At 60.7% G+C, this 16,405-nt stretch carries 20 protein-coding genes, 1 tRNA gene and 1 pseudogene; 13 read left to right on the top strand and 9 right to left on the bottom strand.

Going from position 1 to position 16,405, the window contains the following annotated elements:
• Positions 1 to 87 precede the first annotated feature (87 nt).
• From RCH09_RS01125 to RCH09_RS01105, 5 genes are all read left to right on the top strand, one after another.
• Positions 88 to 636, top strand: coding sequence for a hypothetical protein (locus tag RCH09_RS01125; RefSeq protein ID WP_326939175.1), 549 nt, complete (start codon positions 88 to 90; stop codon positions 634 to 636).
• A complete protein-coding gene (locus RCH09_RS01120) occupies positions 633 to 2,066 on the top strand; it encodes a dihydrolipoyl dehydrogenase (protein WP_326939174.1) in 1,434 nt (477 codons plus the stop codon). The genes RCH09_RS01125 and RCH09_RS01120 overlap by 4 nt, the downstream gene beginning before the upstream one ends.
• A 137-nt stretch (positions 2,067 to 2,203) precedes the next feature.
• Positions 2,204 to 2,506, top strand: a complete 303-nt coding sequence (locus RCH09_RS01115; protein WP_326939173.1) for a DUF883 family protein — start codon at positions 2,204 to 2,206, stop codon at positions 2,504 to 2,506.
• Positions 2,507 to 2,524: 18 nt separating this feature from the next.
• Positions 2,525 to 2,908 carry a phage holin family protein gene (locus RCH09_RS01110; protein WP_326939172.1) on the top strand — a complete coding sequence of 128 codons (384 nt, stop codon included), beginning with the start codon at positions 2,525 to 2,527 and terminating at the stop codon, positions 2,906 to 2,908.
• 12 nt (positions 2,909 to 2,920) lie between these two features.
• Positions 2,921 to 3,298 (top strand): hypothetical protein, encoded by a 378-nt coding sequence (locus RCH09_RS01105; protein ID WP_326939171.1) that lies wholly within the window; start codon positions 2,921 to 2,923, stop codon positions 3,296 to 3,298.
• A 65-nt stretch (positions 3,299 to 3,363) separates the two neighbouring features.
• On the opposite strand, the gene RCH09_RS01100 is transcribed toward RCH09_RS01105, so the two are convergent.
• Positions 3,364 to 4,230: a c-type cytochrome gene (locus RCH09_RS01100; RefSeq protein ID WP_326939170.1), complete on the bottom strand. Its 867-nt coding sequence runs from the start codon at positions 4,228 to 4,230 to the stop codon at positions 3,364 to 3,366.
• Between the two features lie 183 nt (positions 4,231 to 4,413).
• On the opposite strand from RCH09_RS01100, the gene RCH09_RS01095 reads away from it, so the two are divergent.
• Both RCH09_RS01095 and RCH09_RS01090 read left to right on the top strand, forming a co-directional pair.
• Positions 4,414 to 4,489 (top strand) — tRNA-Arg (locus tag RCH09_RS01095).
• A gap of 440 nt (positions 4,490 to 4,929) precedes the next feature.
• A complete protein-coding gene (locus RCH09_RS01090; protein WP_326939169.1) occupies positions 4,930 to 5,343 on the top strand; it encodes a BLUF domain-containing protein in 414 nt (137 codons plus the stop codon).
• Between the two features lie 694 nt (positions 5,344 to 6,037).
• On the opposite strand, the gene RCH09_RS01085 is transcribed toward RCH09_RS01090, so the two are convergent.
• Both RCH09_RS01085 and RCH09_RS01080 read right to left on the bottom strand, forming a co-directional pair.
• The gene (locus RCH09_RS01085) at positions 6,038 to 6,748 is read right to left on the bottom strand and encodes a hypothetical protein (RefSeq protein WP_326939168.1); all 711 of its coding nucleotides are present in this window, start codon (positions 6,746 to 6,748) and stop codon (positions 6,038 to 6,040) included.
• Positions 6,738 to 7,142 (bottom strand): VRR-NUC domain-containing protein, encoded by a 405-nt coding sequence (locus RCH09_RS01080; protein WP_326939167.1) that lies wholly within the window; start codon positions 7,140 to 7,142, stop codon positions 6,738 to 6,740. Before RCH09_RS01080 ends, RCH09_RS01085 begins: the two co-directional genes overlap by 11 nt.
• 74 nt (positions 7,143 to 7,216) lie before the next feature.
• Here RCH09_RS01080 and RCH09_RS01075 point away from each other — a divergent pair, with 74 nt between their 5' ends.
• Positions 7,217 to 8,218, top strand: a complete 1,002-nt coding sequence (locus tag RCH09_RS01075) for a hypothetical protein (protein WP_326939166.1) — start codon at positions 7,217 to 7,219, stop codon at positions 8,216 to 8,218.
• A 103-nt stretch (positions 8,219 to 8,321) separates the two neighbouring features.
• Here RCH09_RS01075 and RCH09_RS01070 read toward each other — a convergent pair whose 3' ends face one another.
• On the bottom strand, positions 8,322 to 8,666 hold the full coding sequence (locus RCH09_RS01070) for a hypothetical protein (RefSeq protein WP_326939165.1): 345 nt from the start codon (positions 8,664 to 8,666) through the stop codon (positions 8,322 to 8,324).
• 196 nt (positions 8,667 to 8,862) lie between these two features.
• Between RCH09_RS01070 and RCH09_RS01065 the strand changes: the two are divergent.
• A pseudogene (locus RCH09_RS01065) lies at positions 8,863 to 10,130 on the top strand (glycerate kinase type-2 family protein).
• Positions 10,131 to 10,224: 94 nt separating this feature from the next.
• On the opposite strand, the gene RCH09_RS01060 reads toward RCH09_RS01065, so the two are convergent.
• On the bottom strand, positions 10,225 to 10,392 hold the full coding sequence (locus RCH09_RS01060) for a hypothetical protein (protein ID WP_326939164.1): 168 nt from the start codon (positions 10,390 to 10,392) through the stop codon (positions 10,225 to 10,227).
• Here RCH09_RS01060 and RCH09_RS01055 point away from each other — a divergent pair.
• Positions 10,391 to 10,852: a hypothetical protein gene (locus RCH09_RS01055; RefSeq protein WP_326939163.1), complete on the top strand. Its 462-nt coding sequence runs from the start codon at positions 10,391 to 10,393 to the stop codon at positions 10,850 to 10,852. The genes RCH09_RS01060 and RCH09_RS01055 overlap by 2 nt on opposite strands.
• Here the strand turns inward: RCH09_RS01055 and RCH09_RS01050 are convergent.
• The 4 genes from RCH09_RS01050 to RCH09_RS01035 are packed head-to-tail and all read right to left on the bottom strand — an operon-like array spanning position 10,827 to position 12,469.
• Positions 10,827 to 11,570, bottom strand: a complete 744-nt coding sequence (locus RCH09_RS01050; RefSeq protein WP_326939162.1) for a pseudouridine synthase — start codon at positions 11,568 to 11,570, stop codon at positions 10,827 to 10,829. The genes RCH09_RS01055 and RCH09_RS01050 overlap by 26 nt on opposite strands.
• A gap of 33 nt (positions 11,571 to 11,603) precedes the next feature.
• Positions 11,604 to 11,792 (bottom strand): DUF1653 domain-containing protein, encoded by a 189-nt coding sequence (locus tag RCH09_RS01045; protein ID WP_326939297.1) that lies wholly within the window; start codon positions 11,790 to 11,792, stop codon positions 11,604 to 11,606.
• 28 nt (positions 11,793 to 11,820) lie between these two features.
• Positions 11,821 to 12,249 carry a flagellar basal body-associated FliL family protein gene (locus RCH09_RS01040; RefSeq protein ID WP_326939161.1) on the bottom strand — a complete coding sequence of 143 codons (429 nt, stop codon included), beginning with the start codon at positions 12,247 to 12,249 and terminating at the stop codon, positions 11,821 to 11,823.
• A complete protein-coding gene (locus RCH09_RS01035; protein ID WP_326939160.1) occupies positions 12,218 to 12,469 on the bottom strand; it encodes a hypothetical protein in 252 nt (83 codons plus the stop codon). The genes RCH09_RS01040 and RCH09_RS01035 overlap by 32 nt, the downstream gene beginning before the upstream one ends.
• A 23-nt stretch (positions 12,470 to 12,492) precedes the next feature.
• On the opposite strand from RCH09_RS01035, the gene RCH09_RS01030 reads away from it, so the two are divergent.
• The 3 genes from RCH09_RS01030 (at position 12,493) to aspT (ending at position 16,387) form a co-directional block, all read left to right on the top strand.
• Entirely contained in the window at positions 12,493 to 12,672 is a 180-nt protein-coding gene (locus RCH09_RS01030) for a CsbD family protein (protein WP_326939159.1), read from the top strand.
• A gap of 163 nt (positions 12,673 to 12,835) precedes the next feature.
• A complete protein-coding gene (locus RCH09_RS01025; protein ID WP_326939158.1) occupies positions 12,836 to 14,386 on the top strand; it encodes a phospholipase D family protein in 1,551 nt (516 codons plus the stop codon).
• A 291-nt stretch (positions 14,387 to 14,677) separates the two neighbouring features.
• Positions 14,678 to 16,387, top strand: a complete 1,710-nt coding sequence (aspT, locus tag RCH09_RS01020; protein ID WP_326939157.1) for an aspartate-alanine antiporter — start codon at positions 14,678 to 14,680, stop codon at positions 16,385 to 16,387.
• Positions 16,388 to 16,405: the final 18 nt, after the last annotated feature.

Raw genomic sequence — 16,405 nt, 5'->3', positions numbered from 1 at the left:
CAGGTTTGTGTCGCAAGACGGTAGAATTCGTTGCCGGTCAGGATGTCATTGAGAACGTCTGTCCGTTTACCCAGATACAGGAGCATCATGGCCACATCCGATTCGCGTGCTGGCTCTCGCCGTCCCGCCAAATTGTATTTCTATGCCGATCGGCCCAGCGCAGAGCGCGCGTTGCAGTTCGGTGAGTTTCGTTTGCGCCCCGCCAATCCCGGTGAGCCGCTGCCACCCGACGCCAGCCAGATTCTGCCGTTCGGCATGCGCCCGGCATTGGCCCCGCCGGGTTTCCTGACGCTGAGCCTGTCCAGCGCGCCCAGCGACAAGTTGTTCCAGCGTGACGCGCAGGCGCCCTGCTGTATCGTGATCCACAATCCGGAAGAGTTCGGGGAACGGATGCATCGCGCCGTGCAGAAGGTGCTGCCGTTATGGACCGGCATCGACGCCGCCGTCGCCTACGGTGCGCCCAGTCCGCTGGGCGCCGCCTTCACCAAGGGACGCCATCTGGCGGCACAGAAGGAATGGTTGTTCGCATGGCGACCGGTACAGCCGCAGTCGTCCTTCAATCCGATCGTCATTCAGATCGGCAGTCTCGAAGAGTTTGCGGAATTGCGCGAACAAACCGGCGCAGCCTTCTCATGAAAATCCTCGACGTTGACGTTGCCGTCATTGGCGCCGGCAGTGCCGGTCTGTCTGCATTCCGGGCGGCGAAGTCGCAAGGCGCCAGCGCGGTGCTGATCGAACGCGGACCGCATGGCACGACCTGCGCCCGCATCGGTTGCATGCCCAGCAAATTGCTGATTGCCGCGGCCGAAGCCGCGCACATGGTGGCCGAGGCGCCTGCCTTTGGCGTGCACGCCGGGCCGGTGCGCATTGATGGCGTGGCCGTGATGGCACGAGTGCGTTCGGAGCGCGATCGCTTTGTCGGCTTCGTGCTGGAAAGCGTCGAGCAGATCGCGCCGGCCGAACGGTTGTGGGGCAGCGCCCGCTTCCTCGGTCCGCAGCAACTGCAGATCGACGACCATACCCAGGTCAATGCTGCGCGCATCGTCATCGCGACCGGGTCGAGCCCGATCGTGCCCGCCGAATTGCATCATCTGGGCGCGCGCGTGATCACCAACGACCAGGTGTTTGACTGGACCGACTTGCCCGAGTCCGTGGCCATCATCGGCCCTGGCGTGATTGGCCTGGAACTGGGCCAGGCGCTGCATCGGCTTGGCGTGCGCGTGGCGCTGTTCGGTCGCGGCGAAAAAGTGGGCCCGTTGACGGACCCCGAGGTGGTGCGCAGCGCGCTGGAGTGCATGCACGCGGAGCTCGACCTGCGCCTCGGCATCCAGCGCTTTGATGTTGAGCCCGATGGCGATGGCGTGCTGGTGCACTCGGCCGGCAAGGATGGCATGGTGCGCAGCGAGCACTTTGCGCTGGTGATGTCGACCGTTGGCCGCAGTCCTAACCTGCGTGGGCTGCAGCTCGAACATACCGGGCTGGTATTGGATGGCAAGGGCGTACCGACATTTGACCGCTGCACGATGCAATGTGGGTACAGCACGATTTTCATTGCCGGCGACGCCGATGACGAGAAACCTCTGTTGCACGAAGCCGTCGACCAGGGCCGTATCGCCGGCGATAACGCCGGTCGCTTCCCCGATATCAAGCACGGGTTGCGGCGGGCGCCAATCGGCGTGGTGTTTTGCGATCCCCAGATTGCGCTGGTGGGGCAAACCCATCACGATCTGGCGCACGATAATTTTGCGATTGGTCAGGTTTCCTTCGCCAATCAGGGCCGCAGTCGTGTGATGCGACAAAACCGCGGTCTGTTAAGGGTGTATGGTGAACACGGTTCGGGGCGGTTTCTCGGCGCAGAAATGATTGGCCCGCGCGCCGAGCATCTGGCGCACCTGTTGGCCTGGGCCTGTCAGAACAGGATGACGGTTGCGCAGATGATCGACATGCCGTTCTACCATCCGGTCATCGAAGAAGGCGTGCGCACCGCATTGCGCGACCTGCAGGAAAACATTTTGCGCGGCATGCCGCCCGTCGAGCACTGCACCGACTGCACGCCGGGAGTGTGATTGCGCTGTTGTTCGAATAGCAGCATTATGTACGATAGCGCACCGAGGTTCCGGGCACTTGCGCCTATCGTGGTGTCCAGTCTGAACCGCATCCATGCGACGACGCCTCATTCGATCCACCACCAAGGAGCTTGACCATGTTGACATCCCATCTGAAAACCGGCCGTACCGATATGAAAACCCTGGTACAGGACGCCCAGGACCTGTTCCGCGAAGCGACCGCCGCGACAGGCCTGAAAGCCGACGAACTGCGCAACAAAGGCATGGCATTGCTCGAAACAGCGATGGAGAAGGCCCATGATGCGCAAGTCGTTGCGGTTGAAACGGGCAAGGAAATCGCCAGCACCGCCGATGACTACGTGCACGAGAACCCATGGCGTGCGGTGGCCGTGTCGGCAACCGTCGGCGTGTTGATCGGCATGCTGATCGCGCGCAAGTAAGCCGCGACGCCTCCACCCATGGACCAACCATCTGCCAGCCCATCGTCTGGTCTGTTGCCCGGTTTGGCCGGCATGGCAAAGAACATCTTTGCGTTGCTGGTCAACCGTATCGAACTGGCCTCCATTGAGCTGGCCGAAGTGCGCGGTAACCTCGTCAAGATGATTCTGGCTTCGGCAGCCGGCATGATTGCGGCCTGCTTCGCCGTGTTGTTCTGGACCGGCCTGCTGATTGTGCTGACCTGGGATGCGCTGGGCTGGAAGATACTGCTGCTCCTGGCAGTTGCGTTCAGCCTTATCGCCGTCGGCGTGGCGTTGTATGTCCAGTCGATGCTCAAGCAAGGTCAGTTGTCGATGCCCGCCACCCTGTCCGAGCTGCGCAATGACCGTGATGCGTTGCTGTAACCGAAAGCCGCGATGAGCCAAGACCTGAACCATCCAATCCCGGCCACACTGGCCGAGCGCAAGGAAAAGTTGATTCGCGAAGGCGCGGCGTACCGTGCTGCGGTGCGCGGCGCGCGCGACATGTTCAACAAGAATCTGCGCACGGAAGCCCTTGCGCGCGGACTGATCGCGCATTTGACCGGCAACGCCTATGCAGTCATCGGCAATCTGTTGGGCGGCAAGCGCGGCAACCTGCAAACGCTGCTGCCACTCGTCGTCAGCGGTGTGTCGCTGATGCTCAAGGCGCGGTTGCTGCTGCCGATGTGGCGTTCGGTAGGGGTGATCGGCGCTGTTGGCGCCGGCGCCTGGCTTCTGTTTCGGCGCAAGAAACCGCTCATGACAGAAGACTGAACATCGACTGCTGACATAAAAAATGCCGACATCATGTCGGCATTTTTACGTCCGGTGCAACCGCGTTATTTCGCTGCTGCGGCCATGTAGTCGACCGCCGCCTTGACTTCGTCATCACTCGCTGACGATCCGCCCTTGGCTGGCATGACCCCCGCTTTGCCCTGATAACCCTTGATGGCGTGGTCATGCAACGTGGCGGCGCCTTGCTTGATGCGATCGGCCCAGGCGGTCTTGTCGCCGAACTTCGGCGCACCGGCGATACCGGCAGCATGGCAGGCCATGCAGACGCCGTCGTACAGTTTTTTGCCGGCATCGGCGGGCAGGGCTGCAGGCGCTGCTGCGGCGACGACTGCCACCGGAGCGGCTGGCGCTGGTGCTGCGGCTTCGGCAACTGCAGGCGCTGCGGCAGGAGCAGCGCTAACCGCCTTGGCTTCCGGTTCCTTGAACTTGGCGCCAGCCTGATTGGCCATGAACGCCACGGCACGGGCCACTTCGACATCATCCAGATCCGGATTGCCGCCCTTGGCAGGCATTGCCCGGATACCGTTGACGGCATGCGACACCAGCGTCTCGTAGCCCTGCGCAATGCGCGTCGACCACGCCGCTACGTCGCCGACTTTCGGGGCACCAGCCACGCCGGCAGCGTGACATGAAGAACACACCGCCTTGTAGACAGCGTCGCCGGCCTGCAATACCTTCGGCGCGTTGCTGTCCTTGAGAATGAATCCCTCGTCGGAAACCGGTTTCAGGCGGGCCGCGATGGCCTCAGAAGTCTGTGCGTTGGAGCCGCTGCCGACCTTGTCATCGCTGGCGACGTACTGGACCAGCAAGACAATGCCGATGATGGGCACGATAAAGCCGGCAAGAACGGCGGCAATGAGTTGCTTGGGTGTTTTGATCCCGGAGGCGTGATCGTCGTGTGCGTCGCTCATAGTTCCCTTAGTGCAGATGTCAAAACCGGTGGCCTGTCGCGCCGCGCCATTCGCAGCATCTCACATCGCCAAAGCGCTCGATTATAGATGGTTTGTATTGCGTTTGGAACGCGCAAGCACCCTATCCATGGACGGGGCAGCAGAAAAACGGTATCCTGCACGCCTTCGCACGGTTCCTCACATGCGGCTGTAGCTCAGTGGATAGAGTATTGGCCTCCGAAGCCAAGGGTCGCTGGTTCGATTCCAGCCAGCCGCACCAATAGAATCAAACACTTAGCCCGACTTTTACAGTTGGGCTTTTTGCTTTCTGACGGTTTCTCTTGCCCATGTAACCGCTGTGTAACCTCATTCAGTCAATGCGAATCACTGCAACACGTTTGCGATGCGACGGGCATTGGCCCTCGATACGCCGTAGGCCCTTGCCAGTGCGCTGACGCTTTCGCCTTGTGCGTACTTCCTGCCAATGCCGTTCGAACGCTTAATTCTCTGTTGCGTGGAAGGAATTAGTTGGCCTATGATTTAGGTCGGGACTTTTACGTGGCGCTTCCAAGGACCCCGATGGGCCGGACTTGAGTCAAGGGCGTCATGTAAATCCGGCAGGCCCTTTTAAAGCACTTCGAACGCCATACTATTTTTAAGATAGTATGAATTTTTGCTCCGTCAGATTCGACCGGGGTTCACCAAATTTAGGATGTTTCAATGTCAATTAATCAGCTTATCTACCTAAGCCAAGCAACACGTAAGATGTCTCCAGAAGACCTTTCTGCGATACAAGAAAAGGCAAAGACAAACAACGCGCCACTGGAGATAACAGGTAGTTTGTTTTACAACGGCGGGTGGTTTTTGCAAGTATTGGAAGGTCCGGCATCTAAGCTTGATACGCTTTATAAGAAAATCGAACTCGATCCTCGACACAAAAATTCCCGAGTGATTTACAACGAACCGGCCAGTTTCCGCACTTTTCCTCGCTGGAGCATGAATATGACCAACTTGAACGACAGACAAGCCGACAAATACGATGAGCTTGTCGAAGTCCTCGAAGCTGCTCAAGCAAACCGAAAGGTCGGATTGTTTTCCCCGGCAGTGGCATTGCTGAAAATTTTTAAAGCATGAGTGACGTTTTCCGGTTTGTGGTGGGCGCCATGAGACGTCAGGTTTTTGATGTGAAATGACATCTTGTCCAGTGCTGGGCCGGTTCGACCATGTTGCGTACCGAGCGAGCCCACTAGCCAGCACTTCTTTTGTGTCACTCATCAACCGGCATGGCGATATTGCGCACTAACCGGGGCGCTAACCTCACCGGCTCTATTTGGCGCTATGGTTTTTCTTTGGCGGCATCTATGGCGGCGTCTGAGCCAGCGTCCCTGCGAAAAGTCCAGCAACCATGCGGGTTACGGGGAATGATTGGACTCCTGATGAGGAGTCGAACTGGCGTTTGCCTGTACTGGCTCTGTTTCTGAGTGCTGCCACGCGCGCGCGGAACGCTCAAATACCGTGTTGGAAAACGGTGTTGGCAGATGCCTGCATGTTGGAAATGTGATCGGCTGTTCCCAACAGGGACAGACGGTGCCTTGTGGGGGTGTTGGGAAACGGTCGTTTTCTAACAGTGTCACCATCAACCGGAATTGGCAGAAAAAAACCCGCACGCGGCGGGTCTGGGTTTTTCGGTAGTCGGCTGTAGCCTGCTTTTTGGCTAAAGGTCTAAGTGCAGGCTTTTTCGAGCGATTCCCGAAAGTCGCGCAGGATGGAATTTAAGCGCCTATGTTCGGCCAGCCATTCAGCGGAGCGCATACCGTGCTTTGTTGCGTTACCGGATGCCTTCGCTTTTCCGCTTTCGGTGGTCGGTCCGGTTGATTGCTTCCACGGCTTCCAGTTTCGTATCAGTGCGGCCTGCTTTAATCGTTCCTCGGGTGTCCAGTGTCGCACTGCTTGCCTCCGTTAATAGTTCGTTCGATGGGGTTATGTTTCTCTCGTGCGTAGGTTTTTCAGTCAATGACTTGGCAGCCCCGTTATTCACCTGTTGCTGTTGCGCTATGTTGGCTTGCTTGATGAAGGTCGCCGACTTCGGGTATTTGATTTCCGCTATGGCTTCCACGGTCGAGCGGCACTGTGATTGTGCTTTGAGCGCCAGTCGAAAATAGGTATCCAGTTTCGGCATCACGTCGGCTTGAATCGCCCGGTTTGCGAAATTGTTAAACATGGCGTTTAGCGCGATTGCCTGCGCTGTCAGCATCCCTTCCAGTTTGTCGAGATTGCCCCCGTTGACGGACTCGATATCGTCCTTCACCACCATTAAGCAATCTTGCAAACTCACGCCGGAATACTGCGCTCTCGAAAATTCCAGCGCAGTTGTTGCGTTTGCCGTTGCGGGGTTCAGCACATGCTCGGCCACCGCCCTATCTTCAGTAGTGCCACGCCGACAAACCACCTGCACCATTTTTGATTTATCCGGCTTTGGTATATCCGCCATAGCTGGCGCGACAACCTTCTTTGATGTCGTCGTTTGTTTAGCAGTCATTTGATTTTCCGTTCATTGATAGTTGAAGTTCGCGCAACACGTCCCGGCAATCCCTCGCCATGAATGCCACACCACCAGCGGCCCGAATGCGTTCAAGGAAAATGGTTTGTTCGGGTCGCAGCTTTCCATGCTCGGCCTTCACTTCCACGCCAAGTAAGCGGCCATCCGTCAATTGCCCGAGAACGTCAGGGCAGCCGGTCCAACCGAAGCGCACAAAGCGCCCGCCCATCATTGCGGCCCCGCTGTTCATCCGTTCACACCATGCCACCAGCGAATGCGCCCGCAACGTCTTCAGGACTTCCACCAGCGCAGCGGCTTCGGGCTTTGCATTGGCAGACTTCAACGGCAAGGCGTCGCCAAATAAATCGAGTGGTGATGCTTTACCGGTCGTCATGGCATCACCCCGGCATAACCCAAAAGTGCGGATAGTGCGGATGAACCCCGCTGGACGAAACCTATAACCTGAACATGGCCAGCATTACGGTCGGTTCGGTGATCGGCAGCACGACGGTAACCCGCAAGGTGACCAATGTCGGCGGCGCCGCTGCAACCTACAGCGCTGCGGCCACCCTTCCCGGCTTCACGACCTCGGTCACGCCGGCCAGCCTGACGCTGGCACCAAAGGAAACCAAAAGCTTCACCGTCAAACTGGTTGCCAGTGGCGCCGTGGCGAATGTCTGGTCGTACGGATCGCTGACCTGGAACGATGGTGCGCATACGGTAAAAATCCCGCTCACCGCACGTACCGGCAATCCAATCCTGGCGCCGGATCTGCTTACCGGCAACACCGTTTCGGGCTCGCGTGTCTTGACCGTCAAGACCGGCTTTTCCGGTCGCATGACGGCCAACAAGGGCGGCCTCAAGGATGCCACGCTGTCGAGTGTCTACAGCCTGGCTCCCGGCGCCGTGACGCAAGCGGCGCTGAAAACCGCCTGCGTTGCTGGCGTCGATACGGTGTCGGTGAAGGTACATAACTTCGTCGTACCGGTTGGCACCATCGTGGCCCGCTTTGCCTTGCGTCAGGAAGATACCGGCGCCGTTACCGATGACAACGACCTGATGCTGGTCGCTCCGGATGGCAGCACGGTGTATTCGGGCAACGATGGTTCGATCGAGTCGGTCCAGGTCGCCAGCCCGGCAGCCGGCAACTACAAGGTGTGCGTGGCAGCCTACGGTGGTGGCGCAGCAATGACGCACAAACTGTCGAGCTGGGTGGTCACGCCAAGCGATATCGGCGGTAAGTTCAACGTCCTTTTGCCGGGCACCGTGTATGCCGGTAGCACAGCGTCGGTTGGCGTGTCATGGTCTGGCCTGCCACTCGGCGGTCGCTTTGTCGGTGGCGCCCAGTTCAAGGATGCCAGCGGCGCAGTGCAGGCCACCACGGTCGTGCGGGTTGAAACCAACGGCGGCCTGCCGCTGGCGGAACCGACCCGTGATCTGAGCGCTGCCCAACTGTCCAAGCGCAACTGATCCACCAGCAGGTACGATTGCAGCCCCGCCAGCGTGCGGGGCTGCAATGAAAGAAGGGCCGCCAACGCAAGCTGGCGGCCCTTCTTGTTTGTGCGGACGACGGTCAGACGCCGCTGGCGGGATTCCGGTTCAGTCGGCAAACTCCGCCGCCGCTGGCAGGCACGCAACTGCTGCCCGGATCGGGGATCGCCCGGCAATCCGAGACCATGTCGCTGCGCCGATTTTCTTCTTCGCGGGCGGCGCGATGCTGCGCCACCAGCGACTGCAATTTTTTCGGATCGGTATGCTTGTCGGACCAGGCAAGCCACGCCTCCGGCCCGCCGCACGATTTGGCGCCAATGCCAATGGTGTGACATTGGGCCGCGCTGTCGCAAGCGGCAGCGCCGATTTCGGCATGGATTTTCGCCAGCAGTGCCGCACTGCCGGATGGCGCAGAAGTGGGACGCACGGGATCCTCCGCACAAGCGACGGTTGCCAGCGCCAACGCGCTCAGGCAACACAAACGAAACAACGAGGAAAGATGCATGGCCCGATGCTGGCATAGTCGGCGACGGCTGGCAAGGCATGAAAACAATTCATCGGCGCGGTTGCCCCGCGTCGAAACCGCGGCCGCATAATCAGGCCACCTAATCCTGGAATCCGCCATGAGCCTCGCCACACCGCGCCAGTTTCTGCTTGACCTGTATGCCACTGCCGTAGCGGCTGTCAGCGCCGAAAAATGCCTGCCTGCGTATCTCCCGCCAGCCCCGGCCAACGGGCGCACACTGGTGATCGGCGCTGGCAAGGGCGCCGCCGCGATGGCGCAAAGCGTCGAGCGGCATTGGCCGGGTGAATTGTCCGGTCTGGTTGTCACGCGCTATGGACATGGTGCGCCATGCCAGCGCATCGAGGTGGTCGAGGCCTCCCATCCGGTCCCCGATGCAGCCGGGCGCGACGCCGCCCGGCGCATGCTGGCGCTGGTGCAGGGCCTTGGTCCGGACGACCTGGTGTTGTGCCTGATCAGCGGCGGCGGCTCGGCCGTGCTGGCGTTGCCGGGCGACGGCATCACGCTGGAGCAGAAACAGGCGATCAACAAGGCCTTGCTCAAGAGCGGCGCAACGATTGCCGAAATGAACTGCGTGCGCAAGCATCTGTCGGCCATCAAGGGCGGCCGGCTGGCGTTGGCCTGTGCGCCCGCGCGCGTGGTCACGCTGCTGATTTCCGACGTGCCCGGCGATGACCCGGGCATCATTGCCAGCGGCCCGACCCTGCCCGATCCGACCACCTGCGCCGAAGCGCTGGCGGTGCTCGGCAAATACGGGATCGCCATTCCCGCTGCGGTGCAGACGCATCTGGACAGCGGCGCCGGTGAAACACCCAAGCCGGACGACGCGCGCTTCGCCCGCAATCAGCACCACGTCATCGCCACCGCGCAGCACGCGCTGGAAGCGGCCGCCAGTGCCGCGCGCGCCGCCGGTGTAGCGGCATACATCCTGTCCGACGGGATCGAAGGCGAGGCGCGCGACATCGGCCTGATGCATGCGGCGCTGGCCCGCCAGGTGGCGCTGCACGGCCAGCCGTTTGCCCGGCCGTGCGTGCTGCTGTCGGGTGGCGAAACCACGGTCACGGTGCGCGGCACGGGCCGGGCGGGCGCAATGCCGAATTCCTGCTGAGTCTGGCGGTGGCGCTGGATGGCTTGCCGGGTGTGCATGCGCTGGCCTGCGACACCGACGGCATCGACGGCTCCGAAGACAATGCCGGCGCACTGCTGCAACCCGATTCGCTGGCGCGCGCCACAGGGCTCCGCCTGCGCGCCCGTACGCTGCTCGACAACAATGATGGCTACGGTTTTTTCAGTGCGCTGGGCGACCTTGTGGTGAGCGGGCCGACGCGTACGAATGTCAATGATTTTCGGGCGATGCTGATTCTCTGATCAGGCAATTGGCGTGGACGACCTGCCGGACGGGATTGCGGGAATGGAACCAGCATCGACGTGGCGCGACTTAATCGTTACTTTCACACCATTGCTAGAGAAGGACGATCATGCGGTTTCCATCATTTTTTTTTAAGCCTGCGCCCATCCGCGCGAAGCCTGCCGTAAGGACTGCAGCCAGGTCTAGACCGACCAGCGACAACAACGTGTCGGCGAGTTTCGTACGCGGGTGCGAACTGGGAAATAAATTGGCCGCCAGCATGGGTGCGCTGGTAAAGGGACGCCTGCTTGCCTCGCTGCCCGTGCCGCCGCAACACCCACCCCGGCCGCGCGAAATCGCGTTGTCGAGGCTGTTCGCGGGAGTTCCGCAAACGCCCACCCAGCTCCCCCGGCTTCGTGCTGCGCAACCGAGCCAGCAGGCCAAGCGCGAGGCCGCGAAACCGCAGCCGGGCGCGCCAACAACTTCCGCCAGCGCCAAACGCCTCTCCTCGACTGAACTTCAGCTGCTGCGCGACAAGACGCGCGAATTGCATCAGTGCGCCGTCAAGCGTGAGCGCGAGCTTGGGGGCGAGCTAATCGCAGCCAGCGCAGGGGGCGATTTGGTTCGCGTCGCGCATCTGCGAAGGCAGTTGGTTGAAGCCCAAGTTCGGCGTCAACAGCTACAGCTTCAATTTATGCAACTAGGCAGCGAACTGCTTAACCAGCGGCGAGCGGCGCGCTGAGCGGCGCAGCCACCAGCAGCGCCAGATCGTCGGCATCCAGATAACACCACTCGCCTTCTTCCAGGCCGAGCCCGGCGAGTGTCAGGCCGCCAACGGCAACCCGTTGCAGGCTGATGCAATGGTTGCCGGCGGCCGCCAGCATGCGCTTGACCTGATGGTATTTGCCCTGCTCCAGCACGATCTCGATGCGCTGCGCGTCGACCATCTGGCAGTGCACGGCCGCCAGCGGTGCAGGCTCGTCATGCAGCTGGACACCGGCCAGCAATTGCGCGACTAGCTCCGGCGTGACCGGCTCGGCGGTGGTGGCGACGTAGACTTTCGGGATATGCGATTTCGGCGAGGATTGGGTATGGATGAAGGGCCCGTGATCCGACATCAGCAACAGGCCGGTGGTGTCATGATCGAGCCGTCCGACCGGCTGCACCTCGCGCCACGTGAATTGCTCCGGCAGGATGCTCAGCACGCCCGGATGATGACTGGGTTTGCGCGAGCATTCGAAGTTGGGCGGCTTGTGCAGCGCCAGAAAGACGTGCTCGCGGTAGTCCCAGTCCTCCTCGAACAGACGGAACACCAGGGCGTCAGTGTTGAACGCCTGGCGGTAATCGGTGATCACCGTGCCGGCGATGCTGACTTCGCCTTCGGCGATCAATTGGCGGCACCATTTGCGGGTGCCAAAGCCCTGCGATTGCAGGATGCGGTCAAGGGTCAATGTCGTCATGGCGGCACTGTAGCAGAAGCCGTGCGGGCCGACTCAGGGCAGTGGCGAAAAACGCCGCATCGGCTTGCCGTCGAGCTCGATCATCTCGTCAAACACGGCCGTCGGTCGTACCCACAACGCGCCGTCCGGCGAGCGGTACACCGTCATCGGCGTGAGATCGGATTCGAGGGTGGCGGCGCCGACCAGTTCATAGATGCCGCCCTTGTAGTGTCGAAATTTCATGGCCATGGTCGTGAGTGTGGAGGGGCGGTCAAACACCGGTTTGCAGCAAGAAATCCATGAACAGGACTTGTTCGACATTGGTCGTCTTGAAGCGCTTGTTGACCGCATCCTTGAGCACGGTTTGCAACGTGGCCAGTCCGCCCGGCGCGTGCACGCCGGCGGGTTCAAGGCCATCGAGGATACCCTTGATGGTCGTGAGAATCGCAGGCTTGTTCTCGGTGGCCCATTGCTGATTGCTGCGGTTGGTCTGGATGGCAATCTTGGCCGCCAGCGAATAGGTATCGGTGCTGATCACCAGCGGTTCGATCAGCGTGAAGGCCTGTAGCGTCTTCTGCTCCGGCACATACGAACGGAAATACCAGGTCGCACCGAATATCCCCAACAATGCGGTCAGGATGACCGCAATGGTGACGATGACGAACATGTCATTGTTGGCGGCTTTGGCGGGTTTTTTCATGACAAGGAATCAAGCTGGTGCAACGCCCCGGGCGAACGTCAAGTGGCCAGTGTAGCAGCGCGCGGTTGCTGGCGACCATAATTTTATTGCCTTGATGCATCTCGCTCGGCGCCTGCAGTTTTGTGCGATAACGCACCGAAACGATCGGCGGGTTTCCGTATTGTCGGTCTGGCAGTAACGCGCCGGTGGCGTAATACAACGTTCCGGCAATGCTGTACATCCACCCATTTCAGGAGAACATGCATGAACAAGGACCAAATCAAGGGCGAAGCCAAAGACATCGCAGGCAAGATCCAGGAAGAAGCGGGCAAACTGACCGGTAGCCAGGATCAGCAAGCCAAAGGCCTCGGCAAGCAGGTCGAAGGAAAAGTCCAAAAAGGTCTGGGCGACGCCAAGGAATTCATCAAGGATCACACCAAGTAAATCCAGCGACTGGCCGCATGGCAGTCCCGATGCCCGCTCACTGAGCGGGCATCGTCGTTTCTGCGTCCGGCATCCGGCACCGGAAAATCGGTACACTCACATCTTTCGCACGCCGCACCGCGCCATCCTGACGCACCAGTGCCAAGATGCTGACAGGTCCATCATGTTTGATTCCGTAGTGTTGCGCCAGTTGGCGCCGTTGCTGGTCGCCACCCTCGTGGCCGGATGCGCCGGCTTGCCGGTTGGCTTTGAAAAAAACCCTTCCACCGCGTTGCCGAATCCGCAAGACACCAGTCTGGGGCGCATCGTGCAGGCGTCGCTGCCGTCTGACGCCAGTTCGGGATTCCGCTTGTTGCCCACCGGCGGCTTTGCCTTTGATACACGCATCGCGCTGGCGCGCCGTGCCGAACGCACGCTCGACGTGCAGTATTACCTGTTCCATGACGATGAAGCCGGCCGCGCGCTGGGTCGGGAGGTCTTGGCTGCGGCGTTGCGCGGGGTGCGCGTGCGGGTGCTGCTCGACGACATTGCGACCGAAGGCAAGGACCAGATGTTTGCGCAACTGTCGGCCCATCCCAACCTGGAAGTGCGCGTATTCAATCCCTTTGCCGGTGGCCGCCTACGGATGTTTACGCGTGTTCTGGCGGCGGCCGGGGACTTCGACCGGATCAATCACCGCATGCACAACAAGCTGTTCGTCGCCGATAACGCGATGGCGATCACCGGCGGTCGCAATATCGGCAACGAATATTTCATGCAGGGCAGCGCCAGTAATTTCATTGATCTTGATGTGTTCGCCGCTGGTGCGATCGTGCCGAAGATGTCCGCCGTATTCGACGCGTTCTGGAATAGCGAATACGCCTATCCCGCCAGCGCATTCGCACACCTGAAGCTCGACGACGTGCCGCTCGCGCCGGAACCGGCCGGGATGTCGGCGGCGGCATTGACCGAGACGCGCGACCCGCTCGGCTACGGACCGATATCGACCGAACTGGGCAGCGGCAAACTCGCGCTGGAAGTCGCCTCCGCAACCGTGGTGGCCGATGCACCCTCGAAAGTCGCCGGCCTGACCGAGGAAACCAGGGCCGATACGGTCAGCAGCAACATCGTGCGTCTGATGACCAGCGCTGAAACCGAAGTGATGGTGATTTCGCCGTATTTCGTGCCTGGAAAAATCGGCATGAAAGCGATTCGCGCCATGTCGGCACGCGGCATTCGCATGATCGTGCTGACCAATTCGCTTGCTGCCAACGATTCGCCGCTGGTCCATGTCGGCTATGCGCGCTATCGACGCGAGATGCTGGAACAGGGCGTGCAGTTGTACGAACTCAGTCCGACCCGCGCGCAAAAGCGTGGTCGGCTCGGTTTGTTTGGGTCCTCGCACGCCAGTCTGCACGCAAAGGTGGTCGCGGTCGACCGCAAGCGGCTCTTCGTGGGCTCGCTGAATCTGGACGCCCGTTCGGCGCGCACCAATACCGAGATGGGCCTGCTGATCGACAGTCCGACCATGGCCGGCCAACTGGTCGAGTTGCTGCAGGCCGATCACGATGAGAGTTCCTATCGCCTGCGTTTATCTGCCAAGACCGGCGGCCTCGAATGGGTCGCCATCGACGATGGCGTCGAGGTCATTTATACCAGCGAGCCCGATGTCGGCGTGTTGTTCAATTTCGGCTTGTGGCTGCTTGCGCCGCTGGCGCCGGAAGAGTTGCTCTAGGCCGCCGCAACGACGCAGAATCGCCCGGGCCGCTTCACCAGCGCCATTGCCCGATACGGGAAATTCTCCGGCATGCGGTGGCAATTTTTGACTATGTGCGTCAACGCACGCAGATAAGTATCCCAGGCCGTCGATACTCAATCCACCGGATCGCTGCTGCTGGCCCAGAACAACGATCCGGCGTATCTCGCAACACTTCTTCCCCTTCCGATCGCATTCCGCAACATACCCGTGGATGCCGGACCGTGCCCGCACACTTTTACCCAGGTGGAAATTCATGATGACGCTGCAATGGAATTGATCAAGCATTTGCTTACCCGCGAACCCCTATTGGCCCTGTTCGCAACGATCGCGCTCGGTTATCTGGTCGGAAAAATCAAAATCGGACGCTTCGTGCTCGGCGGGATCGCCGGCACGCTGCTTGTCGGCGTGCTGGTCGGCCAGCTCGGCATCGAGATCAATCCCGGCATCAAGGCGATCTTCTTCGCGCTGTTCATCTATGCGGTTGGCTTTCAGGGCGGACCGCAGTTTTTTCATGCGCTGAACCGGCGCTCGCTCAATCAACTGGTGTCGGCATTTGTGATGTGTGCCACGGGTCTGTTGTGCGTGTTGCTGGCGGCCTGGATGTTCGACCTCGATCGCGGCATGGCAGCCGGCCTCGCCGCTGGCGGTCTGACGCAGTCGGCCATCATCGGTACCGCCGGTGACGCCATCGCCAAGCTCGGTTTGGCCCCGGCCTTGATCAAGACAATGCAAACCAACGTCGCGGTTGGCTATGCGGTTTGCTATATCTTTGGCTCGCTCGGACCGATCATCATGGTCACCTGGTTCCTGCCGATGGTGATGCGCTGGGACATTCGCCAGGAAGCCATCAAGCTTGCTGCTGCAATTTCCGGCGGCCACGCCGAACTCGACCCGGGCCAGTTCAATGCGGTGCGCGCGGTGGCCACCCGCATGTATCTGGTTGCGCCCGACAGCAAGGCGGCCAACCAGACTGCCCTGGCGATCGACATTGCGCTGTCGGATGCCTCGGTGGAGGCGATTTATCGGGCCGGACAAGCGCTGCCGCTTGCGGATGGCACCGTCGTGCAGGCCGGCGACATGGTGGCGGTTACCGGGCTGATCGTTGTCATGGAGGCCGCCACCGCTTACTTCGGCAAGGAAGTCAGCGCGCCAGAGGGCATGTTGGTGGTGCAGGAGAGCCGCGAAATCATTCTGACCAATCGCGCGCTGAGCGGGCGTGAAGTCGGCGAAATCCACGACCACGTGACCCTGGATACCCGCCACGGCGTATTCCTGACGCGGGTCTTGCGCATGGGCCTGGCGCTTCCGCTGCTGAGCAAGATCACGCTGAAAAGCGGTGATGAATTGCACTTCACCGGCAGCCCGGTGGACCTCGACCGGGTGCAATCGAAAATCGGCTACAAGATCAATCCGGCAGCGGTCACGGACTTCATCTTCATGGGATTGGGCATGCTGATCGGCATCCTGATCGGCATGGTGCAGTTTCACATCATGGGTATCCCGATCTCGATCGGCAGTGGCGGCGGCTGCTTGCTGTCCGGCCTGATGTTCGGCTGGCTGCGCAGTGTCCATCCGCGTGTGTCGGCACTGCCCCTGGGCGCGTCCAACTTCCTGCGCGATTTTGGCCTGGCGGTCTTTGTTGGCATTGTCGGGATCTCGGCCGGACCGCAGGCCTTGGTCGCGATCCGGCAGTACGGCTTCACGCTGCTGCTGCTCGGCGTCGCCGTGACGCTGATACCGCAAGTCGTTACTTTCTTTTTTTCGTGGTACGTGCTGCGCATCCGCAATCCGATCGAAGCGCTCGCCTGTGTCGCCGGCGGCCGCAGCGCCAACCCGGCGTTCGCAGCATTGCTCGACAAGGCGGGCAATGCCACCCCGGTCGTGTCCTTTACCGTTACCTACGCCGTTGCCAATGTGTTTCTGACCCTTTGGGGTCCGGTCATCGTTGGCATCATCACCAAAAATGCCGTCCCCTGAACCGCGATCGAGCCCTAT

This window comes from Actimicrobium sp. GrIS 1.19, from assembly GCF_035984655.1.
Lineage (GTDB): Bacteria > Pseudomonadota > Gammaproteobacteria > Burkholderiales > Burkholderiaceae_D > Actimicrobium.
This window is presented reverse-complemented; position numbering and strand designations above follow the sequence as displayed.

Excerpts from the sequence above, each read along its gene's own strand:
- RCH09_RS01115 (WP_326939173.1), top strand. The coding sequence starts at position 2,204 with ATGTTGACATCCCATCTGAAAACCGGCCGTACCGATATGAAAACCCTG.
- RCH09_RS01110 (WP_326939172.1), top strand. The coding sequence starts at position 2,525 with ATGGACCAACCATCTGCCAGCCCATCGTCTGGTCTGTTGCCCGGTTTG.
- RCH09_RS01055 (WP_326939163.1), top strand. The coding sequence starts at position 10,391 with ATGGGTGCGCTGGTAAAGGGACGCCTGCTTGCCTCGCTGCCCGTGCCG.
- RCH09_RS01025 (WP_326939158.1), top strand. The coding sequence starts at position 12,836 with ATGTTTGATTCCGTAGTGTTGCGCCAGTTGGCGCCGTTGCTGGTCGCC.
- RCH09_RS01035 (WP_326939160.1), bottom strand. The coding sequence starts at position 12,469 with ATGTACAGCATTGCCGGAACGTTGTATTACGCCACCGGCGCGTTACTG.
- RCH09_RS01080 (WP_326939167.1), bottom strand. The coding sequence starts at position 7,142 with ATGACGACCGGTAAAGCATCACCACTCGATTTATTTGGCGACGCCTTG.
- RCH09_RS01050 (WP_326939162.1), bottom strand. The coding sequence starts at position 11,570 with ATGACGACATTGACCCTTGACCGCATCCTGCAATCGCAGGGCTTTGGC.
- RCH09_RS01120 (WP_326939174.1), top strand. The coding sequence starts at position 633 with ATGAAAATCCTCGACGTTGACGTTGCCGTCATTGGCGCCGGCAGTGCC.
- RCH09_RS01075 (WP_326939166.1), top strand. The coding sequence starts at position 7,217 with ATGGCCAGCATTACGGTCGGTTCGGTGATCGGCAGCACGACGGTAACC.
- RCH09_RS01040 (WP_326939161.1), bottom strand. The coding sequence starts at position 12,249 with ATGAAAAAACCCGCCAAAGCCGCCAACAATGACATGTTCGTCATCGTC.
- RCH09_RS01090 (WP_326939169.1), top strand. The coding sequence starts at position 4,930 with ATGTCAATTAATCAGCTTATCTACCTAAGCCAAGCAACACGTAAGATG.
- RCH09_RS01125 (WP_326939175.1), top strand. The coding sequence starts at position 88 with ATGGCCACATCCGATTCGCGTGCTGGCTCTCGCCGTCCCGCCAAATTG.
- RCH09_RS01105 (WP_326939171.1), top strand. The coding sequence starts at position 2,921 with ATGAGCCAAGACCTGAACCATCCAATCCCGGCCACACTGGCCGAGCGC.
- RCH09_RS01085 (WP_326939168.1), bottom strand. The coding sequence starts at position 6,748 with ATGACTGCTAAACAAACGACGACATCAAAGAAGGTTGTCGCGCCAGCT.
- RCH09_RS01060 (WP_326939164.1), bottom strand. The coding sequence starts at position 10,392 with ATGCTGGCGGCCAATTTATTTCCCAGTTCGCACCCGCGTACGAAACTC.
- RCH09_RS01100 (WP_326939170.1), bottom strand. The coding sequence starts at position 4,230 with ATGAGCGACGCACACGACGATCACGCCTCCGGGATCAAAACACCCAAG.
- RCH09_RS01045 (WP_326939297.1), bottom strand. The coding sequence starts at position 11,792 with ATGAAATTTCGACACTACAAGGGCGGCATCTATGAACTGGTCGGCGCC.
- RCH09_RS01030 (WP_326939159.1), top strand. The coding sequence starts at position 12,493 with ATGAACAAGGACCAAATCAAGGGCGAAGCCAAAGACATCGCAGGCAAG.
- aspT (WP_326939157.1), top strand. The coding sequence starts at position 14,678 with ATGGAATTGATCAAGCATTTGCTTACCCGCGAACCCCTATTGGCCCTG.